The sequence below is a fragment of the Acidovorax sp. Q11 genome (assembly GCF_054950075.1).
Genome location: NZ_JBUDZG010000024.1, coordinates 35,444 through 55,732 on the forward strand (window position 1 = coordinate 35,444; position 20,289 = coordinate 55,732).

Sequence of the window (20,289 nt, forward strand, 5' to 3'; positions counted from 1 at the left end):
CCAAAAGAGCCCCTACCGCCCTACCACACTGCGTTAGCAGCTACCAATTTAATAGCAAAATGGCATCTCTCTCTCTTCGCAACATCATCAAGCGCTACGGGCACGGCCCCAAGGCCAACCAGGTCATCCATGGCGTGAACGCCGAGATCAAGGACGGTGAATTCGTCGTGATCGTGGGCCCCTCGGGCTGCGGCAAATCCACGCTGCTGCGCATGGTCGCAGGGCTGGAGGAAATCTCCGGCGGCGAGCTACGCATTGGCGACCGCGTGGTGAACGACCTGGAACCTGCCCAGCGCGACATCGCGATGGTGTTCCAGAACTACGCGCTCTACCCCCACATGACGAACTTCGAGAACATGGCCTACGGCCTGAAGATCGCCAAGGTGCCCAAGGACGAGATCAAGGCGCGCGTGGACAAGGCCGCCAAGATCCTCGAACTGGGCCACCTGCTCGAGCGCAAGCCGCGCGAGCTGTCCGGCGGCCAGCGCCAGCGCGTGGCCATGGGCCGCGCCATCGTGCGCCAGCCGCAGGTGTTCCTGTTTGACGAGCCGCTGTCCAACCTGGACGCCAAGCTGCGCGCCCAGACCCGCCTCGAAATCCAGAAGCTGCACCGCGAGCTGGGCATCACCAGCCTGTTCGTGACCCACGACCAGGTCGAAGCCATGACGCTGGCACAGCGCATGATCGTGATGAACGCGGGCAACATGGAGCAGTTCGGCACGCCCGAAGAGGTCTACCACACGCCCGCCACCACCTTCGTGGCCAGCTTCATCGGCTCGCCGCCGATGAACCTGCTCAAGCACGCGCCGGGCGGCAAGCCCGGCACCATCCTGGGCATTCGCCCTGAGCACATGGACATCGGCAACGACGGCTGGGAAGTGCGCGTAGACACCATTGAGCTGCTCGGTGCCGAACGCCTGGTGTACGCCACCATGGGCGAAGACACGCTGATCGTGCGCATTGACGAGGGGCGCCCATCGCCCAAGGCGGGCGACACGATCCGCGTGGCGCCACGCGAAGACCGCCTGCACACTTTTGATGCGGTCACCGGCCTGCGGCGATAACCAACGTCAAGACACCTGGGGCTGCTGCTGTGCTGCATTCCGCAACTGAATGCGCAGCAGCACGGCAGCCAAGGCGGCGCTGGCCACAGCGGCTACGCCCAGGCTGGCATAGACCCCTGCCAAGCCCCACACGGCAGGCAGCACCAGCAAGCAGGGCACCAGCATGTACCCCTGCGGTGCCAGGGCCAGCCATGCCGCCTGGCGAGCCCGCCCGGCAGCCTGCAGCGACACGACCGCCACCATGTACAAACCAAAGGTGGCAAAGCAGGCATGGACGATTCGACACGCCACTACGGCCTGCGCCTGCACGGCCGGGTCGTCCGTGAACCAAGTCACCACCGACGGGGCCAGCACGATCATGCCCAGCGCATACAGCACGGCAAAGCCTCCGGCGATCCACAACATGAGCCACACGGCGCGCGCATAGCGCTGCGATTGCCCGGCCCCCCAGGCAAAGCCCAGCAAGGCCTGCGCGCCCAAGCAAAAACCCACCAAAGGCAGTACCCCGCCAGCCTGCAAGCGCAAGGCAATGGCCACTGCGGCCACCGCAGTCTCGCCAAAGGCGCTGGCACTGCGATACACCAGCGCATACGCCAGGGCTGCCAACCCCGTGGCAGCCGCTGCACCAGCCCCCACAGAGGCCACGCTGCGCAGGGCCTCTGCGTCCCAGCGCACCTGGCTGGGTGCCACCCGCACACGCCCCCACCGCCGATAAAAATACACACCATACGCCGCCAGCGCTGCCAGACAAGACACCGACGTGGCGTACGCTGCCCCGACCACACCGCCGTCCAGATAGAAGATGAAGATCGGGTCCAGGATCACATTCAAAGCAAACGAGCCAATCAGCGTCCACATGCTGAAGCGCGCATTGCCCTCTGCAATCGCCACAAAGTCGCACAACATTTGCAACAGCATGAATGGCACCGTCCAGACAAACACCGTGGCATAAGCCACTGCCACATTCATGTCCTGCGGTTGCGCCCCCATCCATTGCAGCAACGGTGCGAGGAATGGGGTGACCAGCAACGCCAGCAACCCACCCAAGGCAGCCACCAGCAATACCATGGTCGAGGCGATGCCACTGGCACGATCGGCCTGTTCGGCACCCAGGTAACGGGCTATGGCGCTGGCAGCACCCACACCAAACCCCTCGCCCACGGCGGAAAACACCATCACCAGCGGAAAGCACAAGGCCACAGCCGCCAGCGCATGGGTGCCTAGCTGCCCCACAAAAAATGCGTTGACAAGCTGATGCCCTGCATTGGCCGACAGCCCGATCACCGAAGGAATGGCCAACGACCAGATCAGACGCTGAAGGTGGGGTGACTGCATGTCCGGCAGTCGCCCCCTCAACCACTGCGCCAAAGCGCCAGACGGCGGGGCATCGGATGACGGCGCCAAGCTCTGCGCACTCACAGTGCCACCTCTTCGTCGGCCTGCGCGCAGCGTGTTGCCTTAGTGGACAGCTGCGAAGCCAGAGACCGGGCAATTTCTCCGGCGCGCACCGCCATCACAGAAAGCAGGGTGTCCGACAGCCCGTGGGTGGCCTCTGAAAAGCCCTGCGCATAAATGGGCGCTCGCACATGGGCAGGCAGTTGCAGGCGATAGTCACGCCCGACTTGCCAACTACCGCGCGCAGCCTCAGGCAGTGAGGCGAGCAGGGACTGGCTGGCATCGCGCTGGTACCCGGTGGCCAGAACCACGGCCTGATAGGGGCGAGAGGATGCTCCACTCACCGAAGGCTGCCCATGCCCACCCGCCACGGTCTGCAAGTCCAAATACACCCCATCAGCGGCCCCGTGGACTGCCTGCACCGCACAGCCTGGCAAAACACGGCACTGGTCAATGCCACTGACGCGCTGCGCGTATTGCATGGCACTGATGCGCTCAATCAAGTCGCGGTCCACCACTGCATAGTTCGTGTTGCGAAACTCGGCCAGCAAATTCGCCCGCACCGCAGCAGGCTGGGCGTGGAAGAAGTTCACGTAGTCCGGCGCAAAGATGTGATTGATGGACGGCGCATCTTCTGCGGGCTTGAGCGCATTGCCCCGGAAGATCAGGTCGATCTGGGCATGTGGATAGCGCTGCGAAAGGTCCAAAAACACCTCCGCTGCGCTTTGCCCGCCCCCCACCACGGCCACCCGATCTGGTGGGCATTGCGACCAGCCCTGCGTCTGAAGCTGCTCCAGATAACGCCCGGTGTGAAACACCCGCGGATCGCTCAGCGCATGGAAGGGTACTGGAATGTAAGGGGCGCCCCCGGGCGCAATCACCAACGACCGGCAGCGGCGCGTGTGTTCACGCCCGCGCGCGTCGTGCGAATGCACCTGCAAGGCCACCACGTCGCCGCGCTCGTATTCCGGGGTCACCTGCGAGACGGTTTCGCCATACCGACAGTCCGCACTGAAATGCCCAGCCACCCAACGCAGGTAGTCATTGAACTCAATGCGGCTGGGAAACAGCGTCTTTTGGTCAATGAAGGCTTCCAGGCGATCGCTCTGCCGCAAGTAGTTCACAAAAGAATAGACGCTGGTGGGATTGCGCAGCGACACCAGATCCTTGAGAAAGGCGATCTGCATATCAGTGCCGGGCAACAGCATGTGCCCATGCCAGGCAAACTGCTTTTGCTTTTCCACAAAACAGCGCGACCACCGCGGCCCGCCCGAGGCCGCCAGTTCGTCCATCGCAATCGCCAAAGAAATATTGGAAGGGCCAAAGCCCACGCCCATCACGTCATACGTTGGTACAGGTGCCAGCATGTTGCAGTCTTTCTTCAGAGTTCAAGGGATTCAGGACGTTTGCGCTGTAGACGTTTGCGCTGTGGATGCTGGCGACTGAGCGCCGGATGCCGGACGCCACAGTCGGTTAGCGAAGTACTTCTCTCGCAGCAGCATCACCAACGTGGCCCGCTTGTGTGCAAAGTCAAAGTCTTTGATCGACGCAAACCCAGAGCGCTCCAGGTTGCGCACCTGGCGCACATGGCTGGCCGCGGGCTCGCCCACGATGCGCTGCGTGCGGGGCTCGTCCAGAAACAGGTAGTGCATCAACGACGGAAGCCAGGCACTGATCCATGCTCCGCCGGAATACGCCAGCTCCCCCACCAACACATGCCAGCCCCGGTCATAGTCGTTCGCGTCGTAGTAGGGCCCCAGCCGGTTCTCTTTGGCCCAATAGATTTCCATGTACCCAAAGGGCTGGCGGTCAAATTCGGCAATCAGCGGCACCATGTGGGGATCGTCCAGGCGTGCTTGCAGGTAATTGCGGTGGTACGCCAGGTCTCCCTCTTCCTGAAAGAACGGGGCCACATGCGGCGCATTCATCCAGCGGTGCAAGCGCTCCAGGTCTTGCGCCACATTGGCCGCCCGAAAGGCCACCGACTGCCCCAGCCAGGGAATGAACCGCTCGTACACATAGCCATCCACTTTGGCGGGCCGCAAGGGATGCCAGTTCGCACCCGTGCGGACGTGGTGCTGCGGGTAAGGGAATGCGGCTCGCTGCGTGGGCAGCCACAAATCGGGCAACTGCCAGAGCATGCTGACTTGCGCAAACCACTGCGCACCTTGCGCCCTCACAATGCCCCGCTGTTGCAACCAGGGCAACTGCGCAGGCCAATCGTCGGCCAGAAGCTCCAGCTGCACCAGATCGGGATGGGCCAAGCAAAGGGCCTCCAATGCCGCCAGCAGCGGCGCCACCGCAGCGCTCTGCTCTGTGTCCGCCCCGCCGCAGCTCCACTTCTCCAGCACCTGCAGCCGGGCCTGTTGCGCTTCGTGCGCAGACATGTGCACCTGCATGCGCAGCACCTCGACGCCATCGCGCAAAACACGCAACTCGCGCAACTCACGCTCGTGGTCCGGTTCGCAGGGATACTGCACTTGCAGGGGCTGCATGCCCAGGGTAGCGGTGGAATAGCCCAAGAATGGGGCCAAATGGGTTGTCAGGTTTTTCATGTGCATCACCATTGATAACGGGTTGTCAGCAACACTTGACGGCGGGCGCCGTAGTTGCACGAACCATCGCTGGAGCAGTTGCCCAGATAGGCCTTGTCCGTGAGGTTGTTGAGGTTCAGGGCCACATCCCACCCCCCTTGCCGATACCCCACCAGGGCGTCCAGCAAAGTCACGCCCGGCGTCACCACCGTGTTGGCGTCATCGCCAAAGCTGCTTCCCACGCGACGCACCCCCATGCCCGCGCGCCAACCGGCACCCAAAGTGCGCTCAAGCCATGCCGACGCGGTGTCACGCGCCACCAGGGCCGGGCGATTGCCGACGTTGCCATCGTTATTGCGGGTAATGCGCGCATTCAGATGCGTGTAGGCCCCGCGCACATGCCAGACGCGCGCCAGCACGGTGTCGGCCTCCAGCTCCAGCCCCCGCACCTGCACTTCGCCGCGCTGAATCTGCCCCCCGGTCGCCAGGTGGTCTGGGTCGGCCGTCAGCACATTGCGTTTGGTCAGATCAAACAATGCCGCTGTCACCCAGGTCTGCTGGCCAGCGGGGGCCCATTTCACGCCCACCTCTGACTGGCGGCCGCGCTCTGGCACAAAGTTTTGCCCCAACGCGGTCTGCCCGACCACGGGCTTGAACGAAGTGGCCACGCTGGCGTAGGGCGTCCACCCCTGCAGGCCCAGCCAGCTCAATCCCACACGCCCCGAGGTGGCGCCATCCTCCTGGCGGGTGCTGGTCAAGGCCAAGCGGTTGTTCACCAGGTTGGTGCCGCGGTCGTGGCGCGCGCCCAGCGTCAGCAGGTAGCGAGAGTCCCACTTGATCTGGTCCTGCACATACAAGCCCGTCTGCGTGAGGGTGCTGCGCGCATCTTCATACACTGGCGCCGCGCTCAACGACTGGCCATACACGGGCGCAATCGCATCCAGCGACGGGGCCGTGCCGTACGACTTCTGCCCGTCAAGCCGCACCCGGGTGTAATCCAGGCCCACCAGCAATGTGTTTTCCGCCTGGCCCCAGCGCGCGGCCCATTCCAGGTTCTGGTCTGCCGTGAGTACCGTGGCCTTTTGCTGCACGGCAAAGTCTGCGCGGTCAATGGTGCGCAGGTCATCGCGCAAGCCTGTCATGTACAGGCTGCGGTAGTCCACCTTGGAGGTCGCGTACCGAACCGCCTGCCGGGCACGCAGCGCATCACTGAAGCGCTTGTCCAAAAGGTAGCCCACACTGCGCTGCTCGGAATCAAAATGGTCTACGCCCGGCTCGCCCGTATAACGGTTGCTCGGTATGCGCCCATAGGGCCCCGACTGCAAGGTCCCCACAGCGGGCAGGTACATGTTCGGGGGTACGCTGTCGTTTTGCAGGTAGGCCAGTAAAGTCAAAGACATGCTCGCATCGGGCTTCCAAGTCAGCGCAGGCGCCACATACAGGCGGTTGTCCTTGGTGTAGTCCACCTGGCCACGTGCCTCGCGCCCCACCACGGTCAAGCGGTAGCTCCAGTCCCCTTGCTCGTCGATGGCCCCTCCCACATCGGCAGTGATTTGCTTGCGCCCCTTCGTGCCCACGGTCACCCCTACCTCGCGGATGGGCTGCGTGCTGGGCCGCTTGCTTTGGGCATTGACCAGCCCACCCACTTCGGTCCGCCCGTAAAGCACAGAGCTGGGCCCGCGCAATATTTCGAGTCGCTCCAGTCCATAGGGCTCCTGGTTGAACCCCGTGAATCCCTGGGTGGGCAGGGACAGCCCATCACGAAATATCCCTGAAGAGCCCACATCAAAGCCACGAATGGTGAACTGGTCAAAGCGGGGGTCTACCCCCCACTGCTCGGCCCGCACACCAGCGGAATAGCGCAACGCCTGCGGCACACTCTGGGCCTGCTGGGCCTCCAGCGATTCCCTCGTGAGCACCGTGATGGACTGAGGCACCTCCTGCAACGGGGTGTCAGATTTGGTTCCCACACTGCTGCGGGGAGCCGCCGTGGTCGGCGGGCTGTCACCTTGAACAGTCATCTCCGGCAAGGTGGTCTGGCCTTGTGCCTGCAGAGCCCCCAGACCCAGCCCCAATGCGGCCAAGGCCCCCGCCAAACGCGATAGGGGAAAGCGGAATGGGCCATCGACCCGGTACATGGGATGCATGAAAAATACTCCTCGGTTTTAAAAATGGAAGACGCACCTGCCTCGGCGCACGCGCTGCTGCAACGCGCGCTCAGAATCGGCCTCAGGCAGGGGTGGCAACGCTGCTCAGCTGCAGCAGACTGGCGGCAAAGCTCTGGTGAAAGCGAGGGTCGTTGACGATGCTCAGGTGGGTGGCGCCTTCAATCACCTGCACACGCTCCACGCGGCTGGAGTAGTCATTCCAGTCAATCACGTTCATCGCGCGCAGCAAAGAGTCCTGGGCGATCCAGGCGTGAATCGGGCAATCCAACGGCCGCATGGTGTAGTTGCGAAACACCAGTGCGTTGTCCATGAGCGTCCAGAAAATATGCTCACGCGAACCCACTGCGGGCCCATCCAGCGGCAAGGTGTCGGGGCTGTTGTTCACGTAATGCAGGAACTGGGTGTACACCGTGGCATCCATGCGCTGCAGCAGTTGCTGCCACTGCGCCTGCATGCGGCTTTGGGGCAACCAGGCATCGATGTCTGCCTGCACCCGGGCCCGCACAGTCGGCTCCATGGGGCGCTCACCGCCCACGGCAAACTCCGCATCCAGCGCGCAGACATCCAACATCCCCACGAACCGCACTGGCACCTGCCCCTCCAGCAACCGGGCAGTTTCCAGCGCTAGCACGCCTCCCCAAGACCAACCTAGCAACACCGCCGCACGGCCCTTGCTGTGCATTCGGATGTAGTCGGCGTATCGGCGCGCCAGAAACTCCACAGCCGTCCCATCGCAGGCCTGCACGTCCGGCGCCGCAGACTGGGCAGCGGCGTCTGCGGCGGAAAGGGAGTGGCACACAAATCCGACCGCGATCTGATCCGGCCCCAACGCACGCACCAGCCCCAGGTACTCGCGGGTGCTGACCAACAAGCCCGGAAAGCAGTACAACACCGGCGCCGTCAAAGACGGCGTAGCGGGTTGCTGCAAATGGACAACGTCCTGCCAAACCTGCGCCGCAGTGTCGCGATCGTCTTGCGCCTCGATAGCTCGCGCCAGGCTGCGGATGTCCGTGTGGTGAAACAGATCCGCCATGCCCAAGCAGTGCCCGGGCACTGCCCCATCCAGCAAACTCAGCAGGCCCAGCGCACTCAACGAGTCGCCACCCAGGTCGAAAAAGTTGTCAGTCACCCCCACCAAAGGCGTCTTCAGCACCTCTTGCCACAGCCCCAACAGCGTGTGCTCCAGCGCAGTGCTGGCAGGCTCTACCTTGCGCGGCACCTGGGTCGGCTCGGGCAAAGCGTTACGGTCCATTTTTCCAGCCGGTGTCAAAGGCAGGGCGGGCACTGCCACCACCACGCTGGGGACCATGAATTCGGGCAGTGATCGCAGCAATTGGGCGCGCAGTGTGGTCGGGTTGACCTCGGCCCCTGGGGCTGGCACCACATACCCCACCAACCGCTGGCCTTTGAGCGCTGCAGCCCCATCCGCCACGCCCTGCAATGAACGCAGCGCGGATTCCACCTCACCCAACTCCACCCGGTAGCCACGGACCTTGACCTGCTGGTCGACCCGGCCCAGGTACTCCACCACACCGTCGGTACGCCAGCGCGCCCGGTCTCCGGTGCGGTACATACGTGCACCGTCTACGCCCGCAAACGGATCCGGCACAAAGCGATCTGCCGTAGCCGCAGGCTGCCCGTGATAGCCCCGTGCCAAGCAGGCACCTCCGATGTACAGCTCGCCCGCCACCCCAGGAGGCACAGGCTGCATGAGTGCATCCAGCACATACGCACGGCGGGGGCCCACAGCACGCCCCACGGGGGCATAAGCACTGTCGAAAGTGGTGCCCGCCGGCACCTTCCAGGCCAGTGGCGAGATAACGGCCTCCGTGGGGCCATAACCATTGATCAGCCAGTTGGGAGCCAGTGCGCGCTGGACCTGCTCAAAGGTGGCCCTGGGCATACCCTCGCCACCAAACGACAACAGGCGCAAGCGACGATCCGCCGGATGGTCTTGCGCCCACTGGGCCAAGGTCTGCAGGTAGCTGGTTGGGAACCCAGCATTGTTCACCTGCATGTCTTGCATGGCCTGCAAGGTTTGCGCCGCCGTCCACAAAGCAGGTGGCCGCAGCACCACACAGCCTCCCACCAGCAGCGGAACCACCCAGCGCTCCAGCGCCCCATCAAAGCTGATCGAGAGAAAGTGCAGCTCTCGGGACTCGCAGCTCATGCCATAGAGATGTGCCGTGGCCTGGCAGTGCAGCGACAGGGGCCCGTGCTCTACGGCCACCCCTTTGGGAAGCCCGGTGGAGCCCGACGTGTAGATCACATACGCCAGGTGGTGCGGCATGCAAGCATCCATCCCGCACGCTGCGCTTTGGCTATCACGCACAAGACTGCCCCCTGGCGCGGGCCACACGGGCGCATCCCATGCCCACAGCCGATCCGCCACGGGCAGCCCGGTACACACCTGCGACAAAGGCTCGACCAACGCGGCATCCGTCAGCAGGCAATGGGCACCCGAATCCGTCAGCATGTGCTGAATGCGTGGCGCGGGGTAATGCGGATCGAGCGGCAAGAAGGCGGCAGCCGCCTTCCACACCGCCAGCAACACCATCAGCAAAGACGCACTGCGCTCCATGGCCACGGCCACCACCACTTCAGTGCCCGCGCCCAGCTGTATCAAGCGATCGGCCAGGCACTGCGCGCGTGCATGCAGCTCGGCATGAGTCAATACCTCGTTGCCGCACTGCACTGCGGGCCGCTCGCCATGCTCCGCCAGCAGGGCCAGCATCTGCTGGTGTACGGGCTGCGGTCGATAGTCAGGCGCAGGCCACGGTGCACTCAGGCGCTCCAGCTCTTGCGCCGAGACCCACGGCAAGGTGTTGACAGCGCGTTGCGGCTGGGCCAAACCTTGCTCCAGCAGTGCCCGCCAGCGATGCAAAGCATCCAGCGCCCGCTCACGGCTCAAGAGCGACTGCGGGTATCGCAAACCGATGCACAGCCCACCGCCATGGGCGGGCTGCGCGGTCAGCACCAGATCGGCACGCAGCGTCTGCTCGCGACGCATTTGCACCTGCACACCCGTCGTCTCTGTGGCATAGCGCTCTGGCTGGTCGCGCCATTCAAATGCCACCTGGTATGGCAACACTTGGGCATGCATGCCATCGCTGTTGAGCTGTTGCAGCACCCATTCAAACGGAATGGCAGCATGCTCCGCATCCCGTGCGTCTTGTGCCCGAATGGCGTCTACCAGATGCGCCAAGGTGTGCTGTGCCTGCACGTCCACGCAGGTCACACGCACATCCTCCCAAGGCCCCACCGTGCCTTGCAGGTGCGGGCCACGCGCGTCAAACACGGTGGCCAATCGCACACTCGACTGCCCCGCCCATCGCGACAGCCACTGCACGACCCCAGCCCGCAGCAGTTGGGGCAGGTGCCATCCTGCTGCCGCACAGCACGCCTGCCACGCCTGCAGCGCCCGGCCACTGATCCATATCTGCGCGGTCTCTGTAGGCACTAAGGGCCCTACCGCAGGTCCATGCTCCCAGGGCAGCTCCAACGGGGCCGTGGGCATTTGCAGCTTCTCTAACCAATAGTGGAGGTGCTCTTCCAGCCCCCCTGCCTCCCAGGCCTTTCGCTGCGCGACCAAGCACTCCATGACGTCATGTACATCACCCTCTGGGTCGCCCCCCTTCGCAGGCTGCGTTAGGTGCGCCATCAGTTCTCGCACAATCTGATCAGCCGATACGCCATCGGCCACGATGCGATGCAGGGCCAGCACCAGGCGAGAGCCCCCCCACCACGCCCGTATGCCGGACTCGGTCTCCAGCGAGAAATCGGGCTGGTCGCGCCAGCGCTGCCATTGCGGCAAAGGGTCCAACCGAATGGCGTTGGCCGTGTCGGGCCGCAACGCAATCGCCCCCCAAGGCAAGCGCTGCAGCGTGGCCCGTAGCATCGCATGCGCCTGCTGGCACAGGTTCAAGGCATGGCGCAAAGCGACGGCATCCACCGCTTTCGGCCACTCCACCACCACCTCGGTGTACACGCGCGCATCGGTATGCACCATGGTGTTGGCAAACCACAAAGCATGCTGACTGGGCGACGCCAGCACCTCCTGCCCCTGTACCCCAAAATGCCGATCTCCCATGAAGCCTCCCTCTTGTCAGGCGTTATTTGCAAAACCAGAACGCAAATGATAATGACTTTTATTCTCAATAAATTAACAAATTGTAGAAATCAAGGTTTGCTTCGAACGGCTTTTCGCATTCCGCTGACGGCAGGGATGGCCGTTCATGCGCCTCTATAGAAGCAACAAAAAAAGCGGGCAGAGACACTGCAAAATCAAGACCTGCACAAGGAGCACCCATGCACACACCCTGGCCCTACCCCCCCTGGATTGCCCACCGCGGCGCTGGCAAGCTGGCCCCTGAAAACACCCTGGCCGCGTTCCGCCTGGGCGCGCAGCACGGCTTTCGCATGTTCGAGTGCGACGCCAAGCTCAGCAGCGATGGCGTGCCTTTTCTCATGCACGACGCCACGCTCAACCGCACGACCAATGGCCGTGGCACCGGTGGCGACCTGCCCTGGAGCCAGCTGGCCCAACTGGACGCAGGCGGCTGGCATTCGCGCAGCCACGCGGGCGAGCCCCTGCCCACGCTGGAGAACCTGGCGCGCTACTGCATCGCCAACGGGTTCCTGCTGAACATCGAGATCAAGCCCACGCCGGGGCAGGAAGAAGTTACCGGCCGCGTGGTGGGCGAAACCGCTGCACGGCTGTGGCAAGGGCAGGCCGTGCCGCCCTTGTTCTCGTCGTTCAAGCCCGAGGCGCTGGCGGGCGCCATGGCCACCGCGCCCCACCTGCCCCGCGCTCTGCTTATCGACGCGCTGTGGGATGGGTGCTTTGACAAGGCGCAGGCGCTCGGCTGCGTGGCCATCGTGTGCAACCACGCACTGTGGGACCAGGCCCTGGTGGCCCAAGTCCACGGCATGGGCATGCGTACGCTGAGCTACACGGTGAACGACGACTGGGCGGCGCAGCGCCTCATCGCGCTGGGTACGGACGGCATCATCACCGACCGCGTGGACTTCTTCTCGCCCGCCACGCCATAGGGCGCGCCTTCAAACCACCCCCGCCCCAAGCCAGTGCCACCGTGGAACCGGCTTTGCCGGGCCAGGGGTGGCGTCCTCCTCGCAGGGGGAAGGCGCGCAGCGCCTCAGGGGGTCAGTCCAGCTTCGCGCCCGACTTCTTCACGGCGTCCGCCCAGCGCGGCATCTCTGCGGCCAGGAACTTCGCAAAATCGTCCGCGCCCAGAAACGCCGGGTCGGCCCCCTGGCTCACCATGCGGCTTTTCACATCGGGCGACTGCATCACCTGGCTGAAGGCATCGCTGAGCTTGGCCACCACATCCTTGGGCGTGCCCGCCGGGGCCAGAAAGCCGTAAAAGCCCACCACCTCGAAGCCCTTGATGCCGCTCTCGATCACCGTGGGAACATCGGGCAGCGCGGGGTTGCGCTCCTTGCTGGTCACGGCCAGAGCGCGCACCTTGCCCTGCTTGTGGTACGCGGCGGCCTGCGGAATGCTCTCGGCCATGAACTGCACCTGCCCGCCCATCAGGTCGGTGAACGCAGGGGCACTGCCCCGGTAGGGGATGTGCACCATGAACAGGCCCGTGGCGGTCTTGAACATCTCGGGCACCAGGTGGCTGATGCCACCATTGCCCGCCGAGCCAAAGTTGACCTGGCCGGGCCGCGCCTTGGCATAGGCCATGAATTCCTGCAGGCTCTTCGCTGGCACGCTGGGGTTCACCAGCAGCGCCAGCGGCTGCATGGCGGTGCGCGCAATCGGCGTGAAGTCCTTGAGCGTGGCGTAGGGCAGGCGGCTGTACAGCGCCGGGTTGATCACCATGACGCCAGTGTTGGCCAGCATCAGGGTGTGGCCGTCGGCCGGGGCCTTCATCACGTCCTGCGCCCCCACGGTGCCGCCCGCGCCTGCCTTGTAGTCCATCACCACCGGCTGGCCCAGCACGGCCTGCAGCCGGTCGGACAACAGGCGCGCATGCTGGTCCAGCGGGCCGCCCGCCGGGAAGCCGACCACGATGCGCACCGGCTTGGAGGGAAAACTGGCAGCGGTCTGCGCCGATGCCGCCACCGACAGCAGCAGGCCAGCCGCCACGGCCCAGCAGGTTTTCAGCGCGATTTTCGATTTCATTGTTGTGTCTCCAGAGTGGGGGGAAGAAGCCCTGGGCGCGCGTTGCGCGGGCCTCTGGGCTACTCTCCGATTCTCATCGGCATTGGGCCCCCGAAAACTCCCTGAAAACACTGGGGCCCTCCAGCCCCGGCCTGCAGCCCCAAGGCCCGGCAGGACACCCAGGGCAGTCAGCCCTTCCAGCCCCGCACCAGCACCCACTGGCAGGTGGCGGTGGCCACCACCAGCGCGGCATAGGTCAGCATCTTGCCGTCGCGCCCCCACAGCGCCAGTCCTGCGGCCAGCACCACCAGCCCCACCACAAACACCACCGCCCACTGGCGCCAGCCCGCCAGGGTGCCCCCCTTGGCGCCCAAGAGCCGCCCGCCCAGCACCAGCAGCAGGGCCACAAAGGCGGCGGGCGCCACAAAGTTCAGCAGATGGTTGAGGATGTCGAGGGGACCCATGAATTGACCCAAATCAAGGCATGAACAGGCAAGACCACCTGTCCGGGCCAACAATTTTATAATTGGCGGCTATGGCAGTCTGGGCCCTCGGCATCAACCACACCACCGCGCCGCTCGATCTGCGCGGCCGGTTCGCGTTTGCGCTCGACCAGATCGCTCCCACGTTGCACGGTTTGCGCCAGTCGCTGGGCAACTCCGGCGGCGGTGCCAGCCGCCACCCCGGGGTCGAGACCGCCATCATCTCCACCTGCAACCGCACCGAAATTTACTGCGCGGGCGACCAGCCCGCCGTAGACCACACGCTGGGCTGGCTGGCCCAGAGCGGCGGCGTGAGCCCCGCGCTGCTGCGCTCGCACTCCTACACGCTCGAAGACAGCCTCGTCGCCCGCCACGCCTTTCGCGTGGCCAGCGGGCTCGATTCGATGGTGCTGGGCGAGGCGCAGATCCTGGGCCAGATGAAGGACGCGGTGCGGGCTGCCGAAACGGCAGGCGCTTTAGGCACCACGCTCAACCAGCTGTTCCAGCGCAGTTTTGCCGTGGCCAAGGAGGTGCGCAGCAGCACCGAAATTGGCGCCCACAGCATCAGCATGGCCGCCGCCGCCGTGCGATTGGCCGGGCAGCTGTTTGAAGACCTCGGCAAGATCCGCGTGCTGTTTGTGGGCGCAGGCGAAATGATCGAGCTGTGCGCCACGCACTTCGCGGCCAGGAACCCCAAGCAGATCGCCATTGCCAACCGCACGCTGGAGCGCGGCGAAAAGCTCGCCACCCGTTTTGGCGGCGAGGTGATGCGCCTGGCCGACCTGCCCGAGCGCCTGCACGAGTTTGACGCCGTGATCAGCTGCACCGCCAGCAGCCTGCCCATCATCGGCCTGGGCGCTGTGGAGCGTGCGCTCAAGAAGCGCCGCCACCGCCCCATCTTCATGGTGGACTTGGCCGTGCCACGCGACATCGAGCCCGAGGTCAAGGCCCTGGGCGACGTGTACCTGTACACCGTGGACGACCTGGCCACCGTGGTGCAGACCGCGCAGGCTAACCGCCAGGCTGCCGTGGCGCAGGCCGAGGCCATCATCGACGCAGGTGTGCAGAGCTTCATGCACTGGATGGAGCTGCGCAGCCCCGCCGCCGCCGAGGGGGGCGTGGTGCCGCTGATCCAGCAGCTCAACGCCCAGACGGACGAATGGCGCGCGCTGGAGATTGCCCGCGCCAAGAAGCTGTTGGCCAAGGGCGAGGACGTGGACGCCGTGCTCGAAGCCCTGTCGCGCGGCCTCACGCAAAAAATGCTGCACGGCACCCTGGCCGAGCTGCGCGCGGGCGACGCTGAGATGCGCGCCCAGACGGCCCAGACCGTCTCGCGCCTGTTCCTGCGCTCGCAGAGCAAGACCCCCAGCAACAACGGGCTGTAGCGGCGCTCGCCCGCTCCCCTGCCCGCCCCGATTCCAAGCCAAATCGGCCCCTGGCGCCTGATAAACAAGCGTCAATAGCTACAAAATTTGTAGCAACCCATTTTCTTCAAAATTCCATGAAACCCTTTCTCCGAAGCCAGCTGGAGCGCTACGCACAGCGCCTGGGCGAACTCGACTTTCTGCTCTCGCGCGAAGACATCATGAGCGACATGGCGCAGTACCGGCGCATCTCCGTCGAGCATGCCGAGGTCACGCAGGTCGCCGGCCGCTACGCCCGCTACCAGCAGCGCGAGTCCGACCTGGCGGGTGCGCGCGAGATGCTGGCCGACCCCGACATGGCCGAGATGGCACAGGAAGAAATCACGAGTGCCGAGGCCGAGCTGCTGCAACTGGAAGACGAACTGCAGCGCCTGCTTTTACCGAAGGACCCCGACGACGCCCGCAACGCGTTTGTCGAAATCCGCGCGGGCACGGGTGGTGACGAATCGGCCCTGTTCGCAGGCGACCTCACGCGCATGTACACCCGCTACGCCGCCAACGTAGGGTGGAAGGTGGAGGTGGTGAGCGAGAACGCGGCCGAGCTCGGCGGCTACAAGGAAATCGTGCTGCGCATAGAGGGTGACCATGTTTACGGGGCTCTCAAATTCGAATCCGGCGGCCACCGCGTGCAGCGCGTGCCCGCCACCGAAACCCAGGGCCGCATCCACACCAGCGCCTGCACCGTGGCCGTGATGCCCGAGCCCGATGAGCACGAGGCCATCAAGCTCAACCCAGCCGACCTGCGCATCGACACCTTCCGCGCCAGCGGCGCGGGCGGCCAGCACATCAACAAGACCGACTCGGCCGTGCGCGTGGTCCACTTGCCCACCGGCATCGTGGCCGAATGCCAGGACGGCCGCAGCCAGCACAGCAACAAGGCCAAGGCGCTGCAGGTGCTGCAGGCACGTATTCAGGAAAAGGAGCGCAGCGAACGCGCCGCCAAGGAGGCCGCGCTGCGCAAGGGCCTGATCGGCAGCGGCGACCGCAGCGACCGCATCCGCACCTACAACTTCCCGCAGGGGCGGCTCACGGACCACCGCATCAATCTCACGCTGTACAAGCTGCTTTACGTGATGGAAGGCGACCTGGGCGACGTGCTGCAGGCCCTGCAGCATGCGCGCGAGGCCGAACAGCTGGAAGAGCTGGAGATGGGCGCCACGGGCTGAACGCCCTCCAAAATTTGATTCAAATAGGGCCTCTGCGCGCGACCAACAAGCCCAAGCAGCTATCGAAATCATAGTGACCACTGCCACACCCACCCTCGCCCAGGCCTTGGCCCAGGCCCACACGCTGGGCCTGGCGCGCATCGACGCGCAACTGCTGCTGCTGCACACCCTGGCCCGCCCCGACGCGGGCCGCGCCTGGCTGCTGGCGCACGACACCGACGCGATGGACGAAGCCGCACACGTCCAGTTCATCGCCCTGTGCCAGCGCCGACTGGCGGGCGAGCCCGTGGCCTACCTCACCGGCCGCAAGGAGTTCTACGGCCTGCCCCTGCAGGTGGACGCACGCGTGCTGGACCCGCGCCCCGACACCGAAACCCTGGTGGACTGGGCGCTGGAAGTCATCGCCCCGCTGGCATCGCCGCGCGTGGTGGACCTGGGCACCGGCAGCGGCGCGATTGCGTTGGCACTGCAAAGCCAGCGCGCCGACGCCCAGGTGCTGGCGGTAGATGCCAGCGCCGATGCACTGGCCGTGGCACAAGCCAACGCAGCGCGGCTGGGCTTGCCCGTGCGGTTCCAGCAGGCCAACTGGCTGGCGGGTGTGGAGGGGCCATTCAACGCCATCGTCTCCAACCCGCCCTACATCGCCAGCGCCGACCCGCACCTGGCCGCGCTGACGCACGAGCCCCTGCAAGCCCTGGCCAGCGGCACCGATGGGCTGGACGACATCCGCACCATCGTGGCCCAAGCCCCCACCCACCTGCGGCCCGGCGGCTGGCTGCTGCTGGAGCATGGCTATGACCAGGCCGAGGCCGTGCAGGCACTGCTGGCTGCCCAGGGCTTTGCGCAGGTACAAAGCCACAATGACCTCGCTGGCATTGCGCGTTGCACGGGCGGGCAGTGGCCGACGGCGCAGACAGTGAAATAATCCACCCCATCGCGGGCCCCTCCCCCATCCAGGCCCGCCCGCCCCTTTCCAGGAGTTTTACCCATGAGCGACACCCAACAACGCATCGACGCCCTCGTCAAATCCAGCGAGATCCTGCTGTTCATGAAGGGCAGCGCCAGCTTCCCCATGTGCGGCTTCTCGGGCCGCGCGATCCAGATCCTCAAGGCCTGCGGCGTGGACCCCAAGGCCGTGGTGACCGTGAACGTGCTCGAAGACGACGAGATCCGCCAGGGCATCAAGGAATACAGCAACTGGCCCACCATCCCCCAGCTGTACGTGAAGGGCGAATTCATCGGCGGCTCAGACATCATGATGGAGATGTACGAGTCGGGCGAACTCAAGCAGGTGCTGGGCACTGAGGGCTGATCGACACGGTCACTGCGCCCCACCATCAGGCCGCCTGCGGGCGGCCTTTTTGTTTGCCCGCAACAGAGACACCAATCAGGGGCTTTTCCGGTGGAGCGGCGGGCATGTTGTGTGCTTGAATGGTTGCGTGACGTAACCATCACAGGAGCATGCAATGACCAGCCATAGCCTTGTTCCCCAATCCCCCGCGCTGCGCCTGCCGGTGGCCCAGATGCGCAACGTGTTCCACCCGGGCGATGTCGAGCGCAAGCTGGCACGGCTGCAGGAGTCGGGCAACCAGCGCGAATACGAAACCCTGCGCACCGTGTACGAACGTATGCTGGAGCGTGGCCCGGAGCGTTTTCAGGTCAAGCCCTCGGGCATCCCCGACATGGCCAGCCTGTACGAGCAGCTGCCCAACTTCACCGAAGTGCTGGACGATGTGAAGCGCCACGTGGCGCTGGCGCAGGACAGCAGCGATGGCCTGGAGGTCACGCCCATGCTGCTGCTGGGCCCGCCCGGCATCGGCAAGACCCACTTTGCGCGCCACCTGGCCGAGCTGCTGGGCACGGGCATGAACCTGCTGCCCATGAGTTCCATGACCGCAGGCTGGCTGCTGTCGGGCTCGTCGGCCCAATGGAAGGGCGCACGCCCCGGCAAGGTGTTCGAGGCGCTGGTGGAGGGCGAATATGCCAATCCTGTCATCGTGGTGGACGAAATTGACAAGGCCAGCACCGACGCGCAGTACGACCCGCTGGGCGCGCTGTACAGCCTGCTGGAACATGACACCGCCCAGAGCTTTACCGATGAGTTTGCCGAGGTGGCCATCGACGCGAGCCAGGTGATCTGGATCACCACCGCCAACGACACGCGCGGCATTCCCGACCCCATCCTGAACCGCATGAACGTGTTCGAGGTAGAGGCCCCCACGCTGGAGCAGGCGCGCGCCATTGCCCGCAACCTGTATGCTGGCATTCGTGCGGGCCACGACTGGGGGCGCCTGCTGGACCCGGAGCCCTTGGACGATGTGCTGGACCACCTGGCCCAGATGCCGCCGCGCGAGATGCGGCGCGCGCTGATGACGGGTTTTGGCAATGCGCGGCTGGACCGGCGCAGCACGGTGGAGATCGCAGACCTGCCCAAGGCGGCCTCGGGCCGCAGCCGCATCGGCTTCTTGCAGTAGCTGCGGCGGGTGGTTGCCGGCCGCCGCCGCGCACGGTGCGCAGCCGGTGTCCGCCCGCAAGGTGCACAGATACACTCGGGTGGCCGCTGGGCCTTGGCCTGCGCCGCCTTCCCTCTTCATGACCCTGTCCCAAAGCCTCTTCGTTATCGGGCTGCTGATTGCAGCCAGTGCCTTCTTCTCCATGGCCGAGATCTCGCTTGCGGCCGCCCGCCGCCTGCGTCTGCGGCAGATGGCCGACGAGGGCGATGCGCGCGCAGACCGCGTGCTGCGCATGCAGGAGCAGCCGGGCGACTACTTCACCGTCGTGCAGGTGGGCCAGAACGCCGTGGCCATCCTGGGCGGTATCGTGGGCGAAGGGGCGCTGAGCCCCCATTTCACGGCGCTGTTTGGCCTGTGGCTGTCTGAATCGACGGCGGAGAAGGCCGGTTTCCTGGCGTCCTTCCTGGTCATCACCTCGCTGTTCATCCTGTTTGCCGACCTGTTCCCCAAGCGCCTGGGCATGGCCGAGCCCGAACGGCTGGTGGTGCGCCTGGCGCAGCCCATGGCATGGTGCACCACGCTGCTGCGCCCATTGGTGTGGTTCTACAGCCGGGGGGCCGATGCGCTGTTCCGCGTGCTGGGGCTGTCGTCGCTGCGCGACGACCGCATCACCTCCGACGACATCCTGGCCATGATGGAGGCCGGGGCCCGTGCCGGGGTGCTGGCCGCGCGGGAGCAGCAGGTGATCACCAATGTGTTCGAGCTGGACACGCGCACCGTGTCCAGCGCCATGTCGCCGCGCGATAGGGTAGCGTTCTTCCTGCGCGACGAGCCCGACTCCGTCATCCGGCTGCGCATTGCGGCCGAGCCCTTTTCGACCTACCCCGTGTGCGAGGGCGACATCGACCATGTGGTGGGTTACGTGGATGCCAAGGACCTGTTCCAGCGCGTGCTGAACAACCAGCCCATTTCGCTGGCCGACGACAGCCTGGTGCGCAAGGTGCTCATCGTTCCGGACCGACTGACCCTGTCGGAGGTGCTGGAACAGTTCCGCCAGGTGCACGAGGACTTCGCCGTCATCGTGAACGAATACAGCCTGGTGGTGGGGGTCGTGACCCTGAACGACGTGATGAGCACGGTGATGGGAGACCTGGTGGGCCCCGCAGACGAGGAACAGATCGTGCGGCGTGACGAGGATTCGTGGCTCATCGATGGCGTCACCTCCATTGAGGACGTGCTGCACGCGCTGTCGCTCGACGAGCTGCCCCACACCGGGGAATACGAAACCCTGGCGGGCTTCCTGATGGTGATGTTGCGCCGCGTACCGCGCCGCACCGACAGCGTGAGCTGGGGCGGCTACAAATTCGAGGTGCTTGACGTGGACAGTTACCGCATCGACCAGGTCATGGTCTCACGCTTGAACCCCACGGGCAGCAGTAGCGGCAGCTCGCCTGCAGTTCAGGCGTAACCCCC

At 65.1% G+C, this 20,289-nt stretch carries 15 protein-coding genes; 8 read left to right on the plus strand and 7 right to left on the minus strand.

The genetic code is table 11. From position 1 onward, the window contains the following. Positions 1-59 precede the first annotated feature (59 nt). Positions 60-1,064: a sn-glycerol-3-phosphate ABC transporter ATP-binding protein UgpC gene (gene ugpC / locus ACYZGB_RS17170; RefSeq protein ID WP_462390020.1), complete on the plus strand. Its 1,005-nt coding sequence runs from the start codon at positions 60-62 to the stop codon at positions 1,062-1,064. 6 nt (positions 1,065-1,070) lie between these two features. Here ugpC and ACYZGB_RS17175 read toward each other — a convergent pair whose 3' ends face one another. The 5 genes from ACYZGB_RS17175 to ACYZGB_RS17195 form a co-directional block, all read right to left on the minus strand. After that, positions 1,071-2,399: an MATE family efflux transporter gene (locus tag ACYZGB_RS17175; RefSeq protein ID WP_462390022.1), complete on the minus strand. Its 1,329-nt coding sequence runs from the start codon at positions 2,397-2,399 to the stop codon at positions 1,071-1,073. 80 nt (positions 2,400-2,479) lie between these two features. Beyond that, positions 2,480-3,826: a lysine N(6)-hydroxylase/L-ornithine N(5)-oxygenase family protein gene (locus tag ACYZGB_RS17180; protein ID WP_462390023.1), complete on the minus strand. Its 1,347-nt coding sequence runs from the start codon at positions 3,824-3,826 to the stop codon at positions 2,480-2,482. Positions 3,827-3,856: 30 nt separating this feature from the next. Then, entirely contained in the window at positions 3,857-5,014 is a 1,158-nt protein-coding gene (locus ACYZGB_RS17185) for a GNAT family N-acetyltransferase (RefSeq protein ID WP_462390025.1), read from the minus strand. Between the two features lie 5 nt (positions 5,015-5,019). Next, the gene (locus tag ACYZGB_RS17190; protein WP_462390027.1) at positions 5,020-7,140 is read right to left on the minus strand and encodes a TonB-dependent siderophore receptor; all 2,121 of its coding nucleotides are present in this window, start codon (positions 7,138-7,140) and stop codon (positions 5,020-5,022) included. 82 nt (positions 7,141-7,222) lie between these two features. Then, positions 7,223-11,251: a non-ribosomal peptide synthetase gene (locus ACYZGB_RS17195; RefSeq protein ID WP_462390029.1), complete on the minus strand. Its 4,029-nt coding sequence runs from the start codon at positions 11,249-11,251 to the stop codon at positions 7,223-7,225. Positions 11,252-11,469: 218 nt separating this feature from the next. On the opposite strand from ACYZGB_RS17195, the gene ugpQ reads away from it, so the two are divergent. Next, positions 11,470-12,213, plus strand: a complete 744-nt coding sequence (gene ugpQ, locus ACYZGB_RS17200) for a glycerophosphodiester phosphodiesterase (RefSeq protein ID WP_462390030.1) — start codon at positions 11,470-11,472, stop codon at positions 12,211-12,213. A gap of 112 nt (positions 12,214-12,325) precedes the next feature. Here ugpQ and ACYZGB_RS17205 read toward each other — a convergent pair whose 3' ends face one another. Beyond that, positions 12,326-13,312, minus strand: coding sequence for a Bug family tripartite tricarboxylate transporter substrate binding protein (locus ACYZGB_RS17205; protein ID WP_462390031.1), 987 nt, complete (start codon positions 13,310-13,312; stop codon positions 12,326-12,328). Between the two features lie 167 nt (positions 13,313-13,479). Then, positions 13,480-13,755, minus strand: coding sequence for a hypothetical protein (locus tag ACYZGB_RS17210; RefSeq protein WP_462390033.1), 276 nt, complete (start codon positions 13,753-13,755; stop codon positions 13,480-13,482). 71 nt (positions 13,756-13,826) lie between these two features. On the opposite strand from ACYZGB_RS17210, the gene hemA reads away from it, so the two are divergent. The 6 genes from hemA (at position 13,827) to paeA (ending at position 20,284) form a co-directional block, all read left to right on the plus strand. Then, a complete protein-coding gene (hemA, locus tag ACYZGB_RS17215) occupies positions 13,827-15,158 on the plus strand; it encodes a glutamyl-tRNA reductase (RefSeq protein ID WP_462390034.1) in 1,332 nt (443 codons plus the stop codon). A 116-nt stretch (positions 15,159-15,274) separates the two neighbouring features. Then, on the plus strand, positions 15,275-16,363 hold the full coding sequence (gene prfA / locus ACYZGB_RS17220) for a peptide chain release factor 1 (protein ID WP_462390035.1): 1,089 nt from the start codon (positions 15,275-15,277) through the stop codon (positions 16,361-16,363). Between the two features lie 73 nt (positions 16,364-16,436). Next, positions 16,437-17,288 (plus strand): peptide chain release factor N(5)-glutamine methyltransferase, encoded by an 852-nt coding sequence (gene prmC, locus ACYZGB_RS17225; protein WP_462390036.1) that lies wholly within the window; start codon positions 16,437-16,439, stop codon positions 17,286-17,288. 63 nt (positions 17,289-17,351) lie between these two features. Continuing rightward, entirely contained in the window at positions 17,352-17,675 is a 324-nt protein-coding gene (gene grxD / locus ACYZGB_RS17230) for a Grx4 family monothiol glutaredoxin (protein WP_462390038.1), read from the plus strand. A gap of 154 nt (positions 17,676-17,829) precedes the next feature. Then, positions 17,830-18,837 carry an AAA family ATPase gene (locus ACYZGB_RS17235; protein WP_462390039.1) on the plus strand — a complete coding sequence of 336 codons (1,008 nt, stop codon included), beginning with the start codon at positions 17,830-17,832 and terminating at the stop codon, positions 18,835-18,837. 118 nt (positions 18,838-18,955) lie between these two features. Beyond that, entirely contained in the window at positions 18,956-20,284 is a 1,329-nt protein-coding gene (paeA, locus tag ACYZGB_RS17240) for a polyamine export protein PaeA (RefSeq protein WP_462390040.1), read from the plus strand. The last annotated feature ends 5 nt before the right edge of the window (positions 20,285-20,289 follow it).